The organism is Tamilnaduibacter salinus, from assembly GCF_003096655.1.
Classification (GTDB): Bacteria; Pseudomonadota; Gammaproteobacteria; order Pseudomonadales; family Oleiphilaceae; genus Tamilnaduibacter; species Tamilnaduibacter salinus.
In genome coordinates, this window is sequence record NZ_QEKQ01000001.1 from 558,289 (window position 1) to 572,262 (window position 13,974).

General features: G+C 61.1%; 11 protein-coding genes. 7 read left to right on the forward strand and 4 right to left on the reverse strand.

What is annotated here, in order from left to right:
• Positions 1-11 precede the first annotated feature (11 nt).
• Positions 12-1,220 carry an acetyl-CoA C-acetyltransferase gene (locus C8D92_RS02565; RefSeq protein ID WP_095610627.1) on the reverse strand — a complete coding sequence of 403 codons (1,209 nt, stop codon included), beginning with the start codon at positions 1,218-1,220 and terminating at the stop codon, positions 12-14.
• Positions 1,221-1,428: 208 nt separating this feature from the next.
• Between C8D92_RS02565 and C8D92_RS02570 the strand changes: the two genes are divergently transcribed.
• Positions 1,429-1,695: a late competence development ComFB family protein gene (locus C8D92_RS02570; RefSeq protein WP_095610626.1), complete on the forward strand. Its 267-nt coding sequence runs from the start codon at positions 1,429-1,431 to the stop codon at positions 1,693-1,695.
• A gap of 9 nt (positions 1,696-1,704) precedes the next feature.
• Here the strand turns inward: C8D92_RS02570 and C8D92_RS02575 are convergent, their stop codons facing one another.
• A complete protein-coding gene (locus C8D92_RS02575) occupies positions 1,705-4,344 on the reverse strand; it encodes a DUF349 domain-containing protein (RefSeq protein WP_165819218.1) in 2,640 nt (879 codons plus the stop codon).
• A gap of 210 nt (positions 4,345-4,554) precedes the next feature.
• On the opposite strand from C8D92_RS02575, the gene C8D92_RS02580 reads away from it, so the two are divergent.
• Positions 4,555-5,043, forward strand: coding sequence for a regulatory protein RecX (locus C8D92_RS02580; RefSeq protein WP_116918330.1), 489 nt, complete (start codon positions 4,555-4,557; stop codon positions 5,041-5,043).
• Positions 5,044-5,063: 20 nt separating this feature from the next.
• Here C8D92_RS02580 and mltF read toward each other — a convergent pair whose 3' ends face one another.
• Positions 5,064-6,629 carry a membrane-bound lytic murein transglycosylase MltF gene (mltF, locus tag C8D92_RS02585; protein WP_243402326.1) on the reverse strand — a complete coding sequence of 522 codons (1,566 nt, stop codon included), beginning with the start codon at positions 6,627-6,629 and terminating at the stop codon, positions 5,064-5,066.
• Positions 6,630-6,981: 352 nt separating this feature from the next.
• Between mltF and purL the strand changes: the two genes are divergently transcribed.
• The gene (purL, locus tag C8D92_RS02590; RefSeq protein WP_116918331.1) at positions 6,982-10,887 is read left to right on the forward strand and encodes a phosphoribosylformylglycinamidine synthase; all 3,906 of its coding nucleotides are present in this window, start codon (positions 6,982-6,984) and stop codon (positions 10,885-10,887) included.
• Positions 10,888-11,391: 504 nt separating this feature from the next.
• Positions 11,392-11,706 (forward strand): YqfO family protein, encoded by a 315-nt coding sequence (locus tag C8D92_RS02595; protein ID WP_116918332.1) that lies wholly within the window; start codon positions 11,392-11,394, stop codon positions 11,704-11,706.
• 19 nt (positions 11,707-11,725) lie between these two features.
• On the opposite strand, the gene C8D92_RS02600 is transcribed toward C8D92_RS02595, so the two are convergent.
• Positions 11,726-12,268 (reverse strand): NUDIX hydrolase, encoded by a 543-nt coding sequence (locus C8D92_RS02600; RefSeq protein WP_095612225.1) that lies wholly within the window; start codon positions 12,266-12,268, stop codon positions 11,726-11,728.
• Positions 12,269-12,378: 110 nt separating this feature from the next.
• On the opposite strand from C8D92_RS02600, the gene C8D92_RS02605 reads away from it, so the two are divergent.
• Genes C8D92_RS02605 through C8D92_RS02615 form a run of 3 tightly spaced genes read left to right on the forward strand, consistent with a single transcriptional unit; the run spans position 12,379 to position 13,721 of the window.
• A complete protein-coding gene (locus C8D92_RS02605) occupies positions 12,379-12,963 on the forward strand; it encodes an NUDIX hydrolase (protein ID WP_228151299.1) in 585 nt (194 codons plus the stop codon).
• Positions 12,964-13,014: 51 nt separating this feature from the next.
• Positions 13,015-13,542: a gamma carbonic anhydrase family protein gene (locus tag C8D92_RS02610; protein ID WP_116918333.1), complete on the forward strand. Its 528-nt coding sequence runs from the start codon at positions 13,015-13,017 to the stop codon at positions 13,540-13,542.
• Entirely contained in the window at positions 13,539-13,721 is a 183-nt protein-coding gene (locus tag C8D92_RS02615) for a DUF1289 domain-containing protein (protein WP_095612222.1), read from the forward strand. The genes C8D92_RS02610 and C8D92_RS02615 overlap by 4 nt, the downstream gene beginning before the upstream one ends.
• Positions 13,722-13,974 lie beyond the last annotated feature (253 nt).

The following is a 13,974-nucleotide window of genomic DNA, read 5'->3' on the forward strand; positions in this document are numbered from 1 at the left end:
GAAGTCCCGGCTTAGCAACGTTCGATGATGGTGGCGATACCCATGCCGCCACCCACGCACAGGGTGGCCAGGCCGTAGCGCTGGTCACGGCGCTCCAGCTCATCGAGCAGGGTGCCGAGAATCATGGCCCCTGTGGCACCGAGCGGGTGCCCCATGGCAATAGCGCCGCCGTTGACGTTGATCTTCTCGTCAGGAACGGACAGCTCCCGCTGGAACCGCATCACGACCGAGGCAAACGCCTCGTTGACCTCAAACAGGTCAATGTCCTCGGCGGTCAGACCGGCTTTTTCAAGCGCCTTTCGACTGGCCGGTGCCGGGCCGGTGAGCATGATGGTCGGATCGGTGCTGGTGACCGCGGTGGAAATGATCCGGGCCCGCGGGGTCAGGCCCATGGCGCGGCCTTTCTCCTCGCTGCCAATCAGCAGGGCAGTGGCACCATCCACCATGCCGGATGAATTGCCGGCGTGGTGCACGTGCTCGATCTTTTCAACGTGGTGGTACTTTTCGCGGGCCACCCCGTCGAAGCCCATTTCACCGATTTGCTGGAAAGAGGGCTTGAGCTGGCTCAGCGACTCCAGTGACGTACTGCCCCGGACATGCTCGTCACGGTCCAGGATGGTCACGCCGTTCTGGTCGGTCACCGGAATAATGGACCGCTTGAAGTAGCCGTTCTCCCAGGCGTTGGCCGCCTTCTTCTGGGACTGGACGGCGAAGTTGTCCACGTCCTCCCGGCTGAGTCCTTCCAGGGTGGCGATCAGGTCGGCGCCAATGCCCTGTGGCATGAAGCCGGTATGCAGGTTGGTGGCCGGATCGGTCGCCCATGCGCCTCCGTCAGAGCCCATTGGCACGCGGGACATGGACTCCACGCCGCCCGCGACGACCAGGTCTTCCCAGCCGGAGCGGACTTTCATGGCGGCCAGGTTGACCGCCTCCAGGCCGGAGGCGCAGAAGCGATTAAGCGTGACGCCAGCGACCACATCGTCCCAGTCGGCGGCCAGGGCGGCGGTTTTGGCGATGTCGGCACCCTGGTCACCGATTGCGGTCACACAGCCCATCACGATGTCGTCCACCTGTTTGGTGTCCAGCTCATTGCGGTTTTCCAACGCCTTGAGCACGGTCGTCAACAGGCTGATGGGTTTGACGCTGTGCAGCGAACCGTCCTTTTTGCCGCGCCCCCGTGGGGTGCGCACGGCGTCGAAAATGTAGGCGTCTGTGGTCATCGAGGAACCTCTTGTCTGTTGCGAACGCGCCGTGGATGCGGCGCGGCGATGGCTGAAACCGTGTCACGATAGCGCCCGGTGCCCGGCCCGGTAATGGCGAGGCTCGCCAACTGAATTGACTAAACAGCTCATCGAACTGTGGGGCTGGCCTGACAGATCGGTTATCAGGACCTAGGATGACAGTATCGCGGACAGATGGGGAGCAGTCATGTCTTTGCGGGATGGTATTGATAATTTCTACGAGCGACTGGTAGCGGACGAGGTGGATCGACAGCGTGAGCCCGGCGACGAGCCGGACTTTCTTGAGGATGTGATGTGCGTGTCCCTCAACGCCCTGCCGCCGCGCTACTACCGTCACAGCATCGATATGATGTTCTATCTGTCGGCCATGGAGATGGCAGAGATGGAAGAGCGGGTTTCACGGGCTGTGACCGACGCTTTTGCGTACGTTCGCGGTCACACCCGGTCCGATTAGGCGACAGAATCAGGTGGCCCAGTAGTCGAGCGCGGCCATCAGTCTCTGCTGCAGTTCGGTGGCTGGCGTCTCATCCGCAGCACACCAGCAGGCGATCAGTCGTTCCAGCTCCTGCTCCTCGTTGGTCTGCTCGGAGCTGCCACTCATACCAGCCGCCAGGCGTTCGACCTGTTGCGCCATTCGGATGTTCTGATCGTGTTCGGGCGAGGGTGCCCCGGTGGCGATTTCCAGTCGCACTGCGATGATTGTCGGCTCCGGTATCGGGTCGGGCAATGCGACGTCCGGCGACTGTTCATCCCGCGTGCCTTCTTGGATCTCACGCTTCCAGCGCGCGACCAGCCCCGACCGGTGACTCTTGTCGAGTTGCCGTTGCACCATCTCGCGCTCCGCGTCCACTTCGGAGCGCAGCATGCTGGGTGTCGATTTCGGGACCGTAGCCGACCGGAGGCGTTTGGCCAGATCCCGCAAGGCCGATTCTTCAGGGTCGTTGTTCCGCGTTTGACGGCTTTCCGCTAGCAGGGTTTCAAGCGTGTTGATGGCGTCCCGGTCACGGCTGGCTTGCTCGGCCTTGGCTTCTTCACGACGGGCGAAAATCGCATCGCAGGCGGCCCGAAAGGCCTTCCAGAGACGGCGGTCTTCCCGGTGCCGGGTAATGCCGATCTGTTCCCACTCCCTCTGAAGCGCCTTGGCGCCGGCCATGGCGTCGCCGAGCGGCTCATGCCCGATCAGCGCTTCGGCACGGCTGACGATGTCCGCTTTGGCCGCTTCGTTGCGCGCCCGCTCTTCATCAAGCGGTTTGCCGATTGTTTTCAGAAGCCGGTCGAAGCGTTTCTGGACCGGGCGATTGGCCCGGAAATCGACGGGCCACGCATCGCGCCATTCCTGACGGGCGACCCGGTGAATCCGTTCGACGGATTTCCAGTCGACCTGATCCCAGTCCGCCTCGTCAATAAAGGTGGCAAGTTGATCACAGATGGCTTCACGGGTCCGGACATTCGTCATTTTAAGTTCGGACTTGGCGGCGAAGTAATCCTGGCACGGCGCGAAGGCCCGATCCGCTGCCTCCTTGAAGCGGTGCCAAAGGGCCTGGTTGGACGAGCCGCCCAGTGCACGCCACTCCTGCTGCAGCTCCTGGATGCGCGTCGCCTTGGCTTCGGGCTCCATATGCTGCTCGGCCAGATACTCCATGGCGTCGCATAGTTCTTCCTGCTTGGGACGGGTGGCAAACCCCTGCCAGTCCCGGAGCTCCTGAACCTGTCGGCCCAGTCGGGTCAGTCGGGCCTGACGGCTGGCGCCATGGTGGTGGTCGAGGCTGTCAAAAAGCTGCTTGGCCTTGCGGTGGAGCTGTCGGGATTCCCGGAGAAGATTGTCCTCCAAAGCCCGTTCCAGCTGTTCCAGGGCATCGTCCAGGGCTCGCTGCTGGGCTTTCTGGTCAGAGGCGGCAGCCTGGCGGGCCAGCCTGGCTTCCCCAAGGCGTTCACGAGCCTGGTGAAGCAGGCTGGGTTCCGGGAAATCCGACGGCCAGTCAATGGTCGTCAGTTGCTGGCGGAGCTGGTCACTGTCGGGCGTTTCGGCCTCTGTCAGTTCACGCAGTGTCGGTTCCGACTGTTCCAGGCGCTGGCGCGCTGCGATGTACCCTCGCAGTCCCAGCATCAGAGATTGGTAGTCCTTCTGCTCGGCACGATCCACCTCAGTATCGCGGGTGGCCTCCAGCCAGCGGTTCTCCTGGGTTTTCTGCAAGGCGTCGAGGGAGGACAGCGATGCAGCCTGGTTCGGATCACTGGACTGCAGCTCGTCCATGGTTTCCCGGAGCAGTTGGAGTGTGGCGTTGCGTTCCGCCTTTTTACCTTCCGCTTCCTGACCCTGACGGGCTTCCTCCTCCAGGGATTTCTGGCGCTGGTAACAAGCATCCAATGCGTTCAGGAAGCGGGTTTCCTGATCCACTGAGGCCTGCTCACGGCAGTTCTGCCACTCCTGTCGCAGCTTCTCCAGTTGAGGGCCGTAGAGTGTCGTGTCCTGGGTATCGGCGTGGGCCTTGGCCTGTCGGATCAGCTCGTCAATAGTCGCCTGTGTCCGGGCCTGGCGCTCCTGTTCGCTGCGCAGTGCCTGGAGCTTGCGTTTGGCAAGCTGGTAGACCCCTTTGTCCCGACCCTTGGCGGCCTTCTGGATGGCCTGCAGGTCGCTCTCCGACTCCACGCGTTCGGTGGCGGCGCGACGCAGAGCAGCGGTTTGTCCTTCGGTGGCATAGCGACGCAGTTCCGCCGAGTCAGCTTCGGCGACAATGCTCTCGGGACCCTCCTCACCACTGGCGAGAAGCTGGCGCAGCAGATCCCTCTCTTCGGGGTGATCCAGCTTTCGTTCGGTGTCGAGGACACTCTGACGGTCCCGGCTGGCCAGATCGTTGATGCGCTGGGTAATGACGCCACGCAGATTCGCGGGCGCCTGTCGGTAGACATCAATGAGCATGGCCGGGTCTGGTAGCCGGGCGATGGCAGCCTGTCGTTCTTCATTGGAGTCGGCGTCGGTTGCCAGGTGTTTCAGGGCTCTCAGGTCACTGTCGCGTGTTGGGTCGAGTCGTTCGATGACTGCCCCGGCTGAATCGCCCTTGTTTCTCCGGGATTTGAAGAACTGCTTGATCAATGCCGCCATGATGCACCTCTGTACCATGAGTTGACCGGCCATTGTGTGGCCGGAATCGGCCGGCCCTCTGAGGGCTGCGCCGAGTGGGACACCCGTTGCTTGGGGTGGAAACGACGGCCGCCCGGAGCGATGTCGGCGGGCGACCAGAGAGGGTTCCCAGTCTAAATCGTCTGGCGGATTGTGCATAATGGCATTTTCAGTGGGCTGACAGGAGGCGTGATGGCTGGGATCAGTGACAGCGGCGATGGCGAGGATGTTGAGCACCGGTTGCGATCGACGGCGCTCAAAATGCTGGCCCGGCGCGAGCACAGCCGGCAGGAGATGTTTTTCAAGCTGATCCGCCGGCGTTTTCCCGAAGCGGTGATTGACTCGGTGCTGACCGACTTCGAGGCGCAGGGGTGGCTTGATGACGCGCGGTTCGCAGAAGTGTATGCCCGCCAGAGACGGGAACTGAATTACGGCCCGCTGCGCATTGAAAGTGAGTTGCAGCAGCGAGGCATTGGTTTTGTTCCGGAGGAACTGAAGGCGATGTCGGATGGGGACTGGGTCGCCCATGCCCTGGATGCCCGGAAGCGACGCTTTGGAGTCGGTGCGCAGGCGCTGGAGTGGGACAGTAAGGTTCGCCAGGCCCGGTTTCTGGCACAGCGGGGCTTTACAGGCGAGCAGGCAGAACGGGCCCTTGCGGTAACGGCAGAAGGCGCCGAGTAAGCCCTGAGGCTGCCCGGGAGTTACAGTGTCGGGGGCGCCTCGCCCAGCATCCTGTTGAGGCGCGGGGGACCGGGCCGGTTGTCCGCGGATTGGGGGTCCCCGGAGCCGTCGAGTGAGGGCAGCGGGGGGATCACCGGCTGGTTCCGGTGCGTCGACTCATCATCATTGGGGCGCAACCAACGCAGGACATCGTAGTAGCGACGGATGTTCTGGACGTAAACGACCGGTTCATACCCGCGCGCATAGCCGTGCTCTGTTTTGGTGTACCACTGTTTTTCAGCCAGCCTTGGCAGGTACTCCTTGACGTCCGCCCAGCGGTGAGGGTCATCGCCGCCACGCTGTGTCAGTTTCCGGGCGTCTTCGAGGTGGCCCATGCCGACGTTATAGGCGGCGAGGGCGAACCAGGTCCGGTCCGGTTCCGGGATATCCTCAGGGATACGACGCCGCATAGTCCGGAAGTACTGAGCGCCACCATCAATGCTCTGCTCGGCGTTGCGCCGATTGTCGATGCCAACATACCGGGCCGTCGATCGCGTCAGCATCATTAGCCCGCGAACCCCGGTGGGCGAGACGGCGTTGGGGCGCCAGTGGGATTCCTGGTAGCCGATGGCGGCGAGCAGCCGCCAGTCGAGGTCATAGTGATCCGCGGTGCTTCTGAAAATGGCCTGATAGCGCGGCAGCCGGTTGCGAACGTGGTAGAGAAAGGTTCGCGCGCCAACGTAGTCGAGTCGATCAAGGTGGCCGAAGAAACGTTCGCGCAGATGGGCCAGCGTGCCGTCTGACTGCAGGTCGCGCATCATCTGGTCGGCCAGCTTGCGTAGTGAGCCATCCTGCTGGCGTGGAAGGAGCCAGGCGACCGGTCTCGGTTCGGTCAGGGCGACCCCTTTCTTGACATCGGGAAAGTACACGTGATTGAGCGCCAGGTCTGTCGAGTCCACGACGGCGACGCCCACTTCGCCGGTATTGACCCGTTTCAGAATCTCGACGGTGGTGAGCTTCGGGTGCGGAATCCAGCGTATGTTGTCCTGGGTTTGCCGGAGCTCTTTCAGCGGCTCGATGTGATTGGAATTCTCAACGGTGTGCACGACCCGACCGCTAAGCGCCTCCGGCGCCCGCACCGGTTTCACATCCCGGTTGTACACGACGGTGGAGGTGAGTGTCAGTGACGTCGTTACGGTCTGAAATCGATCTTTTCGCTCGGGTCCGGGTGCAAACCCTCCCATGCCGATGTGGGCATAGCTGTTGTCCAGCACGGACACAATCTTGTCGTAGTCGTCGACCACACGCAGGCGAAGTTCCACGCCCAGCCGCTTGGCCAGCCGCTGGACGAGCTCGTATTCGAATCCTGTCGCTCCATGAGGGCCCTCAAAGTAGACCGAGGGCGAGCGTCGGGTGATGACGTGAAGGACGCCCTCCTGGCGAATTTCAGTCACGGTGGATGGCCGTGAGCAGCCTGTGAGCAGAACCACGGTGCCAACGAGCAGGCCGATGAGGCTCACAACCAGCCCGCGAGCCGGTTGGGTATCGGCGAGGTGGGTCGGGAGTGAAGCGGGGACCGGTATTGCTTCCCGTTGCTTGGGTGACAAGGGGACTGCTTCAGACAAACTACGGAATCTCCCTTCAATCAGACGTGAGAACCCTGGCCATCCGAAACCGCCACCCGACTGATTGACTCCCGGGCAGAGGCGAGTCAATGGTCGGCGAGACGGATGGTCACCGGACTCCGATGCCTTGCTCTATATGGATGGTCGCCCAAGGAGTCAGAGGGGTCAATTGGCCGAATCGGGGGATCACGCCCGCTCGTCGGCCATAAGCGTGGATTTCGTCCGCCCAAATCTGTATCCAAGGGGCGCTTTCCAGTATCATTGCGCCCGATTCCGGGGCCGGTGAAAGCGGCCCACATCAGTCATCCCCTGATCACTACAGGATCGTTTCGTCATGCTGGAACTTCGCGGTGCGCCCGCCCTGTCTACCTTCCGTGCCGGGAAACTCCTGGAACAGCTCCAGTCCGCCGTGCCGTCGGTGTCCGGTCTTGATGCTGAGTTCATGCACTTTGTTGATGTTGCGGACGCGTTGTCGGAACGCGACCAGTCAGTGCTTGATCGTCTGCTGACCTATGGGCCCAGCGGGCAGGTCGCATCGACGGATGGTGTCCTGTTTCTTGTTGTGCCGCGCCCGGGCACGATTTCGCCATGGTCGAGCAAGGCGACGGACATTGCCCGGATCTGTGGCCTCAAGGGCATTCGCCGGATTGAACGCGGAGTGGCGTATCACGTTCGGGCGGGGAACAAGCTCAGGCCGGAGGAACGCGAGGCGATTGCCGCGCTCCTGCATGATCGCATGACAGAGCGGGTGTTCCACGAGACCGGCGGCGCGGAACTGTTGTTCAATCAGGACGAGCCACGCCCGCTGGATCGGGTACCGCTGCGCTCCGGTGGCCGTCAGGCGCTGGTGTCTGCCAACGACGCCCTGGGGCTGGCGCTTGCTGACGATGAGATTGACTACCTGCTCGAGGCCTTCCGGAAGCTGGATCGGGACCCGACCGACGTGGAGCTGATGATGTTCGCCCAGGCGAACTCCGAGCACTGTCGTCACAAGATCTTCAATGCCTCCTGGGACATCGATGGAGAAGCTCAGGAAAAATCGTTGTTTGCGATGATCCGCAATACGCACGAGATGAGTCAGGAAGGGGTGTTGTCTGCCTACCGGGACAATGCGTCCGTCATTCGTGGTTCGCACGCCGGGCGTTTCTTTCCGGACCCGGAAACCGGCGTTTACCAGTATCACCCGGAAGACATCCACATCCTCATGAAGGTGGAGACGCACAACCATCCCACCGCCATCTCGCCCTATGCCGGGTCGGCGACCGGCTCAGGCGGTGAGATTCGGGATGAAGGCGCGACGGGGACCGGCGGCAAGCCCAAAGCCGGCCTGACGGGGTTTACCGTGTCCAACCTCAACCTGCCCGGTGACCCGCAGCCCTGGGAAAGCGCCTATGGGCAGCCGGAGCGGATTGCCACGCCGCTGGACATCATGATCGACGCGCCGGTGGGCGGGGCCTCGTTCAACAATGAATTCGGGCGCCCAAACCTGGCCGGTTACTTCCGCTCCTTCGAGCAGACGGTTCCGGGAGCCGGCGGGGATGAGGTTCGGGGCTATCATAAACCGATCATGATCGCGGGCGGTCTGGGGAATATCCGGGCCGATCACGTGGAGAAGTCCGAGATCCCAACCGGTGCCCGGCTGATCGTTCTGGGCGGACCGGCCATGCTCATCGGTCTGGGTGGCGGTGCGGCGTCCTCCATGGACTCCGGAAGCAGCCATGAGAACCTGGACTTCGCATCGGTCCAGCGGGACAACCCGGAGATGGAGCGTCGGTGCCAGGAAGTCATCGACCGGTGTTGGCAGATGGGCGAGGCGAACCCCATCGCGTTTATCCATGATGTGGGGGCGGGCGGTCTGTCCAATGCCATGCCGGAGCTGGTCAAGGACGGTGGTCGGGGCGGACGCTTTGAGCTGCGTGATATCCCCAGCGATGAGCCCGGCATGTCGCCGCTCGAAATCTGGTGCAATGAGTCCCAGGAGCGCTATGTGCTGGCGGTTGGGGAAGACGATATGGCGCGGTTTGACGAGCTGTGCCGCCGCGAGCGCTGCCCGTACGCCGTGGTTGGACAGGCGACGGACGAGTCCAGTCTGGAGCTGACCGATTCCTACTTTGATGACCGGCCAGTCGATCTGCCCATGGACGTGCTGTTTGGCAAGCCGCCGAAGATGCACCGCAGTGTTCAGCGCCAGTCTTTTGCCAAGTCTGTCTTCGACTCGAGCCGGGTCGATCTCGATGAGGCCGCGCGGCGGGTGATGCGGCTGCCCTCAGTGGGAAGTAAGAGCTTTCTGATCACCATCGGTGATCGCACGATTACCGGGCTCGTCGCCCGGGACCAGATGGTCGGCCCCTGGCAGGTGCCGGTCAGTGATGTGGCCGTGACCGCGTCGAGTTTTGATGCGTACACCGGCGAGGCCATGGCGATGGGTGAACGGACGCCGGTGGCAACCATCAATGCGCCGGCCTCGGGCCGCATGGCAGTGGGTGAGGCGATCACCAATCTGGCGGCATCGGCGATCGGTCAACTCTCGGACATTCGCCTCTCGGCCAACTGGATGGCGGCCGCGGGTCATCCGGGCGAGGATGAGAACCTGTATGAGACCGTCAGGGCGGTCGGGATGGAACTGTGTCCGGCGCTGGGTATTGCGATCCCGGTCGGCAAGGATTCCATGTCGATGAAGACTGTCTGGGAGGATGAGCGCGATGAGCAGAAGAGTGTGACATCGCCGCTGTCGCTGATTGTCAGCGGCTTTGCGCCGGTCAGTGACGTTCGTCGCACCCTGACCCCGGAGATCCGATCGGACAAGGGTGAGACGGACCTCATTCTGATCGATCTGGCCGCGGGGCAGAACCGGCTTGGTGGCTCGGCACTGGCTCAGGTGTACGGCCAGGTGGGGGCGGTCGCGCCTGACCTGGATGACCCCGAGGATCTCAAGGCCTTTTTTGCCGTGATTCAGGGGCTGAATCGGGACGGCAAGCTGTTGGCTTACCACGACCGTTCCGACGGTGGTCTCTACACCACGCTGGCGGAAATGGCATTTGCCGGTCACACCGGCCTGACCGTGCGCCTCGACGGCCTGGCGGAGTCATCAGATCACTTTGCGCGGGAACTCTTTAACGAAGAGCTCGGCGCGGTCATCCAGGTCCGCCGGGAGGACACGCCGTTTGTCCTGCAGCAATTCAATGGAGCCGGACTGGGTGAGCACACCTCCGTCATCGGCGCGCCGAACACCGAGGATCAGTTGCGATTCCTGTTCGACGATCAGCCGGTTCTGGAAGCGCCCCGTGCGGAAATGCAACGACTCTGGTCGGAAACCAGCTTCCGGATCCAGTCGGAGCGTGACAACGCCAACTGTGCCCAGCAGGAGTACGACAATCTGCTCAACACCGACGACCCGGGGCTCAACACCCATCTGACATTCGATCCGGCTGAGGATGTTGCTGCACCGGCCGTGCACACCGGTCGTCGCCCACCGGTTGCCGTCCTGCGAGAGCAGGGCGTCAACGGCCAGTCCGAGATGGCGGCGGCGTTTGATCGTGCCGGTTTTGAGGCGATCGACGTGCATATGAGTGATCTGCTGTCTGGTGTCCGTACCCTGGACGATTTTCCGGCACTGGTGGCCTGCGGCGGTTTCTCATACGGTGACGTACTGGGCGCGGGGGAAGGCTGGGCAAAATCCATCCTGTTTAACGGGCGCGTCCGGGACCAGTTCAGCCGCTTCTTCGATCGCGACGAAACGCTGGCTCTGGGGGTCTGCAATGGCTGCCAGATGCTGTCGAACCTGCGAGAACTCATTCCGGGGACGGATCATTGGCCCCGCTTTGTGAGGAACGAGTCGGAGCAGTTCGAGGCGCGCCTCGCTCTGGTGGAAGTGCAGGAGTCGCCTTCCGTGGTGCTGGATGGTATGGCCGGCTCCCGGCTGCCGATCGCGGTGGCCCATGGTGAAGGACGTGTGGAATTTGCGTCGCCGCAACAGGCCGCCTCGCTTGAAGATCAGAATCTGATTGGCCTTCGCTACGTGGATCATGCAGGTCGGACGACTGAGCGCTACCCCTTCAACCCCAACGGCTCTCAGGCCGGCATGACGGGCCTGTGCAATGCCGACGGGCGGGTCACCATCATGATGCCGCACCCGGAGCGTGTGTTCCGAACGGTGCAGCACTCCTGGCATCCCGACGCCTGGGGTGAGGATGCGCCCTGGTTGCGGTTGTTCCGCAATGCGCGCCGAGCATTGGACTGAATGGCGCGTTGAGCTGACAATACCTCCGATACGTCGGAGGTATTTTTTTGTCTTTGGGGTGGCTGGTAACGGCCGATGTTACGCCTCGTGACAGGCGTAACGGCTGCAAGGTGATTCGGCAAACAACCGGCGTAACATCGCTGGGTAAAGCGCCTAAAAACCGTCTGATTGGTGTTGAAATAAGGGGATTCAGGCCTTGACTTTGATGTCTTATGCACATCCGGGGGTTCTGGTCGAGCGGTTTTTAAACAAATGCCGATTTCATAGTTATAAACCTGAATCAAATTTTTAAGTCATTGAAATGAAAGAGTTTTTGTCTTGCGGTGATTTTGTCGCCAATTTGAGGGGTGGGCCCTAGTGACAGGGGCTGAGAGCCTGTTCCCAAAAACTATCCCCAGAGTTATCCACAGATTCTGTGAGTAACTCCTTTCAGTCCGGTGATGACGGCTCTCAACGCTGCGTTAGAGCTTAAGTCAGCACCCAGTCAAAGACAGGAGGAGAGCTATGTACAAGCTGTGTTACTTCGTTCCCGAGTCCCATCTGGAGTCATCCAAGCAAGCCATCTTCGAATCGGGGGCAGGGCGTATCGGGGATTACGACTGCTGTGCCTGGCAGTGTCCTGGCGAGGGGCAGTTTCGCCCGCTCGATGGGAGTGATCCCTATCTGGGGCAGCAGGGAGAGATTGAAAAAGTGCGGGAGTACAAGGTGGAACTGGTGTGCCGTGACGAGCTGATTCACGACGCCATCGCTGCATTGAAACGGGGGCATCCCTATGAGGAGCCGGCGTATGAGGTGTTTCAGCTCGCGATGTCCAGCTGAAAAAACTGCCGTCCGGGGGTTATTGCCCGAGACGGCGCTGAATGTCGGTTACCCGGACCGGGAATGCTTCTTTCTTGCTGTCTTCAATGAAATGGCTCAGGGATTCCTGGACGGTCGGAAATGCCATTTCGTCCCAGGGTAGGTCATCGGGGGCGAACAGGCGAACCTCCAGGGACTCCTCCCCGGCTCCGAATTCGCCATCGAGCAGGCTGGCGCGGAAGAACATGTGGACCTGATCAATGTGCGTCACATGCATGATGGTGTACAGACCTTCAATCCGGACGCCAGCCAGAGCTTCCTCGAGCGTTTCCCTTCGGGCGGCCTCGACCGTTGTCTCCCCGTTCTCCATAAACCCCGCGGGCAGCGTCCAGTAGCCATGCCGGGGCTGGATCGCTCGCCGGCACATCAGAATCCGGCCCTCCCAGACCGGAATGGTCCCGGCGACGATGCGTGGGTTTTGATAGTGAATCCGGTCGCAGTGATCACAGACGAAACGATGTCGGTTGTCACCCTCCGGAATCCGGCTGATCAGTGGTTGGCCACAATGACTGCAATAATTCATGAAGTACCTCGTTGCTGTATGATGCCAGTATACCGGGGCAATCAATGACGTCGAGCCGGGTCGCGCCCTCAGTAATGGCGCCCCGACGTGTTTCAGGAGAGAGCGTCGTTTTGTACGAACAGATCCGCAACAGGTTGTCGGACTATGCGCCACAGCAACTGGCGCTGGATTATCCGGAGGCGGCCATTCTCGTGCCGGTTGTCGATTGTGGCGGAGAGCCCGGTTTGATTTTGACGCAGCGCGCGGCTCATCTGAAAACGCACCGCGGTCAGGTTGCTTTTCCGGGAGGCAAGCGCGATTCCGGGGATGCGTCTCTCGAACATACCGCGCTGCGGGAAACCCATGAGGAGATTGGGCTGCCAGGCGCCTCGGTCTCCGTGGCCGGACGGTTGAGCCAGGTCATGTCGCTGCACCGGATTCTCGTCACGCCATACGTGGGTGTGGTCGAAGGGAAGCCTGAGCTGCAAGCCAACCCGGGGGAAATTGACAGCATTTTCACAGTCCCGATTTCCTTTTTTATGGAGGACGACCGGTTGCGTACGGATACGCTCGGGTTTCAGGATCACACTCTGTATGTCCCCTGTTACCAGTGGGGGCAGTATCACATCTGGGGGTTGTCTGCGGTGGTGCTCGTGGATTTCCTTAATGCGGTATACGGAGCGGGTATCGATCTTCTGGAGCCGCCGCACGAATGAGTCCGGGCCCGTGTGACGATACCTGTCGGGAACAATTTCAAGAGGTCGATTATGCAGTTCAGGTTGGGTGATAAGTCTCCGCGGTTTGAGGGTGGTGGGCACTTTGTGGCGCCGAACGCCACCGTTATTGGTGATGTGCTGCTTGAGGATAGCAGCAGTGTCTGGTTCAACGCCGTCATACGGGGTGATAACGACCTGATTACGATCGGCCCTGAGTCAAACGTGCAGGATGGCAGTGTGTTGCACACCGATCCGGGCATCAAGCTGACCCTGGGCCGTGGTGTGACCGTGGGCCATCAGGTCATGCTGCACGGGTGCGATATCGGTGATTATTCCCTGGTTGGTATCAACGCGGTCGTCCTTAACGGGGCGAAAATTGGCAAACACTGCCTGATTGGCGCCAACACTCTCATTCCGGAAGGGATGGAAGTGCCTGACGGCTCGATGGTGGTTGGCTCCCCCGGTAAGATTAAGCGGGAGCTCAATGAGAATCAGCGTAAAATGCTGGAGCTCAGCGCCGGACACTACGTCCAGAACGCAGAGCGTTACGTGAAAGAACTGGAAGCGCTGGAGGAATGATGTCTGGCGACGTTACGCCATCCCCCTGCGTGTCAATCTGCGCTCTGGATGATGACGATGTCTGTATCGGTTGTCAGCGCACCGGTTATGAGATTGCGCGTTGGGGTGTGATGACCGAGGAAGAGCGCCGGGAGGTCCTGAAAAAGGTGGCCGAGCGTGAAGACGGTGTGGCCCTCTAGATCGGTGAACGGATTTTTCTGTCATCGTGTTGACACACACCGTGGGGGCTGTAGAATGCGCATTCCTTTCGAGGCACAGCCCAATAGCGGGATGTCTTGGAAGAGGCAACCGACTGATTTTCTGGCTTTTTCATTGGTTTGAAAATAACGGTTGACAACAAAGAGATTTGGCGTATCATGCGCGGTCTCTTAAGGGCGAAAGCCCAGCTCTTTAAAAAGCAGACTGAGTAATTCGTGTGGGCGCTGGTTCGGT

Excerpts from the sequence above, each read along its gene's own strand:
- C8D92_RS02565 (WP_095610627.1), bottom strand. The coding sequence starts at position 1,220 with ATGACCACAGACGCCTACATTTTCGACGCCGTGCGCACCCCACGGGGG.
- C8D92_RS02570 (WP_095610626.1), top strand. The coding sequence starts at position 1,429 with ATGTCTTTGCGGGATGGTATTGATAATTTCTACGAGCGACTGGTAGCG.
- C8D92_RS02575 (WP_165819218.1), bottom strand. The coding sequence starts at position 4,344 with ATGGCGGCATTGATCAAGCAGTTCTTCAAATCCCGGAGAAACAAGGGC.
- C8D92_RS02580 (WP_116918330.1), top strand. The coding sequence starts at position 4,555 with ATGGCTGGGATCAGTGACAGCGGCGATGGCGAGGATGTTGAGCACCGG.
- purL (WP_116918331.1), top strand. The coding sequence starts at position 6,982 with ATGCTGGAACTTCGCGGTGCGCCCGCCCTGTCTACCTTCCGTGCCGGG.
- C8D92_RS02595 (WP_116918332.1), top strand. The coding sequence starts at position 11,392 with ATGTACAAGCTGTGTTACTTCGTTCCCGAGTCCCATCTGGAGTCATCC.
- C8D92_RS02600 (WP_095612225.1), bottom strand. The coding sequence starts at position 12,268 with ATGAATTATTGCAGTCATTGTGGCCAACCACTGATCAGCCGGATTCCG.
- C8D92_RS02610 (WP_116918333.1), top strand. The coding sequence starts at position 13,015 with ATGCAGTTCAGGTTGGGTGATAAGTCTCCGCGGTTTGAGGGTGGTGGG.
- C8D92_RS02615 (WP_095612222.1), top strand. The coding sequence starts at position 13,539 with ATGATGTCTGGCGACGTTACGCCATCCCCCTGCGTGTCAATCTGCGCT.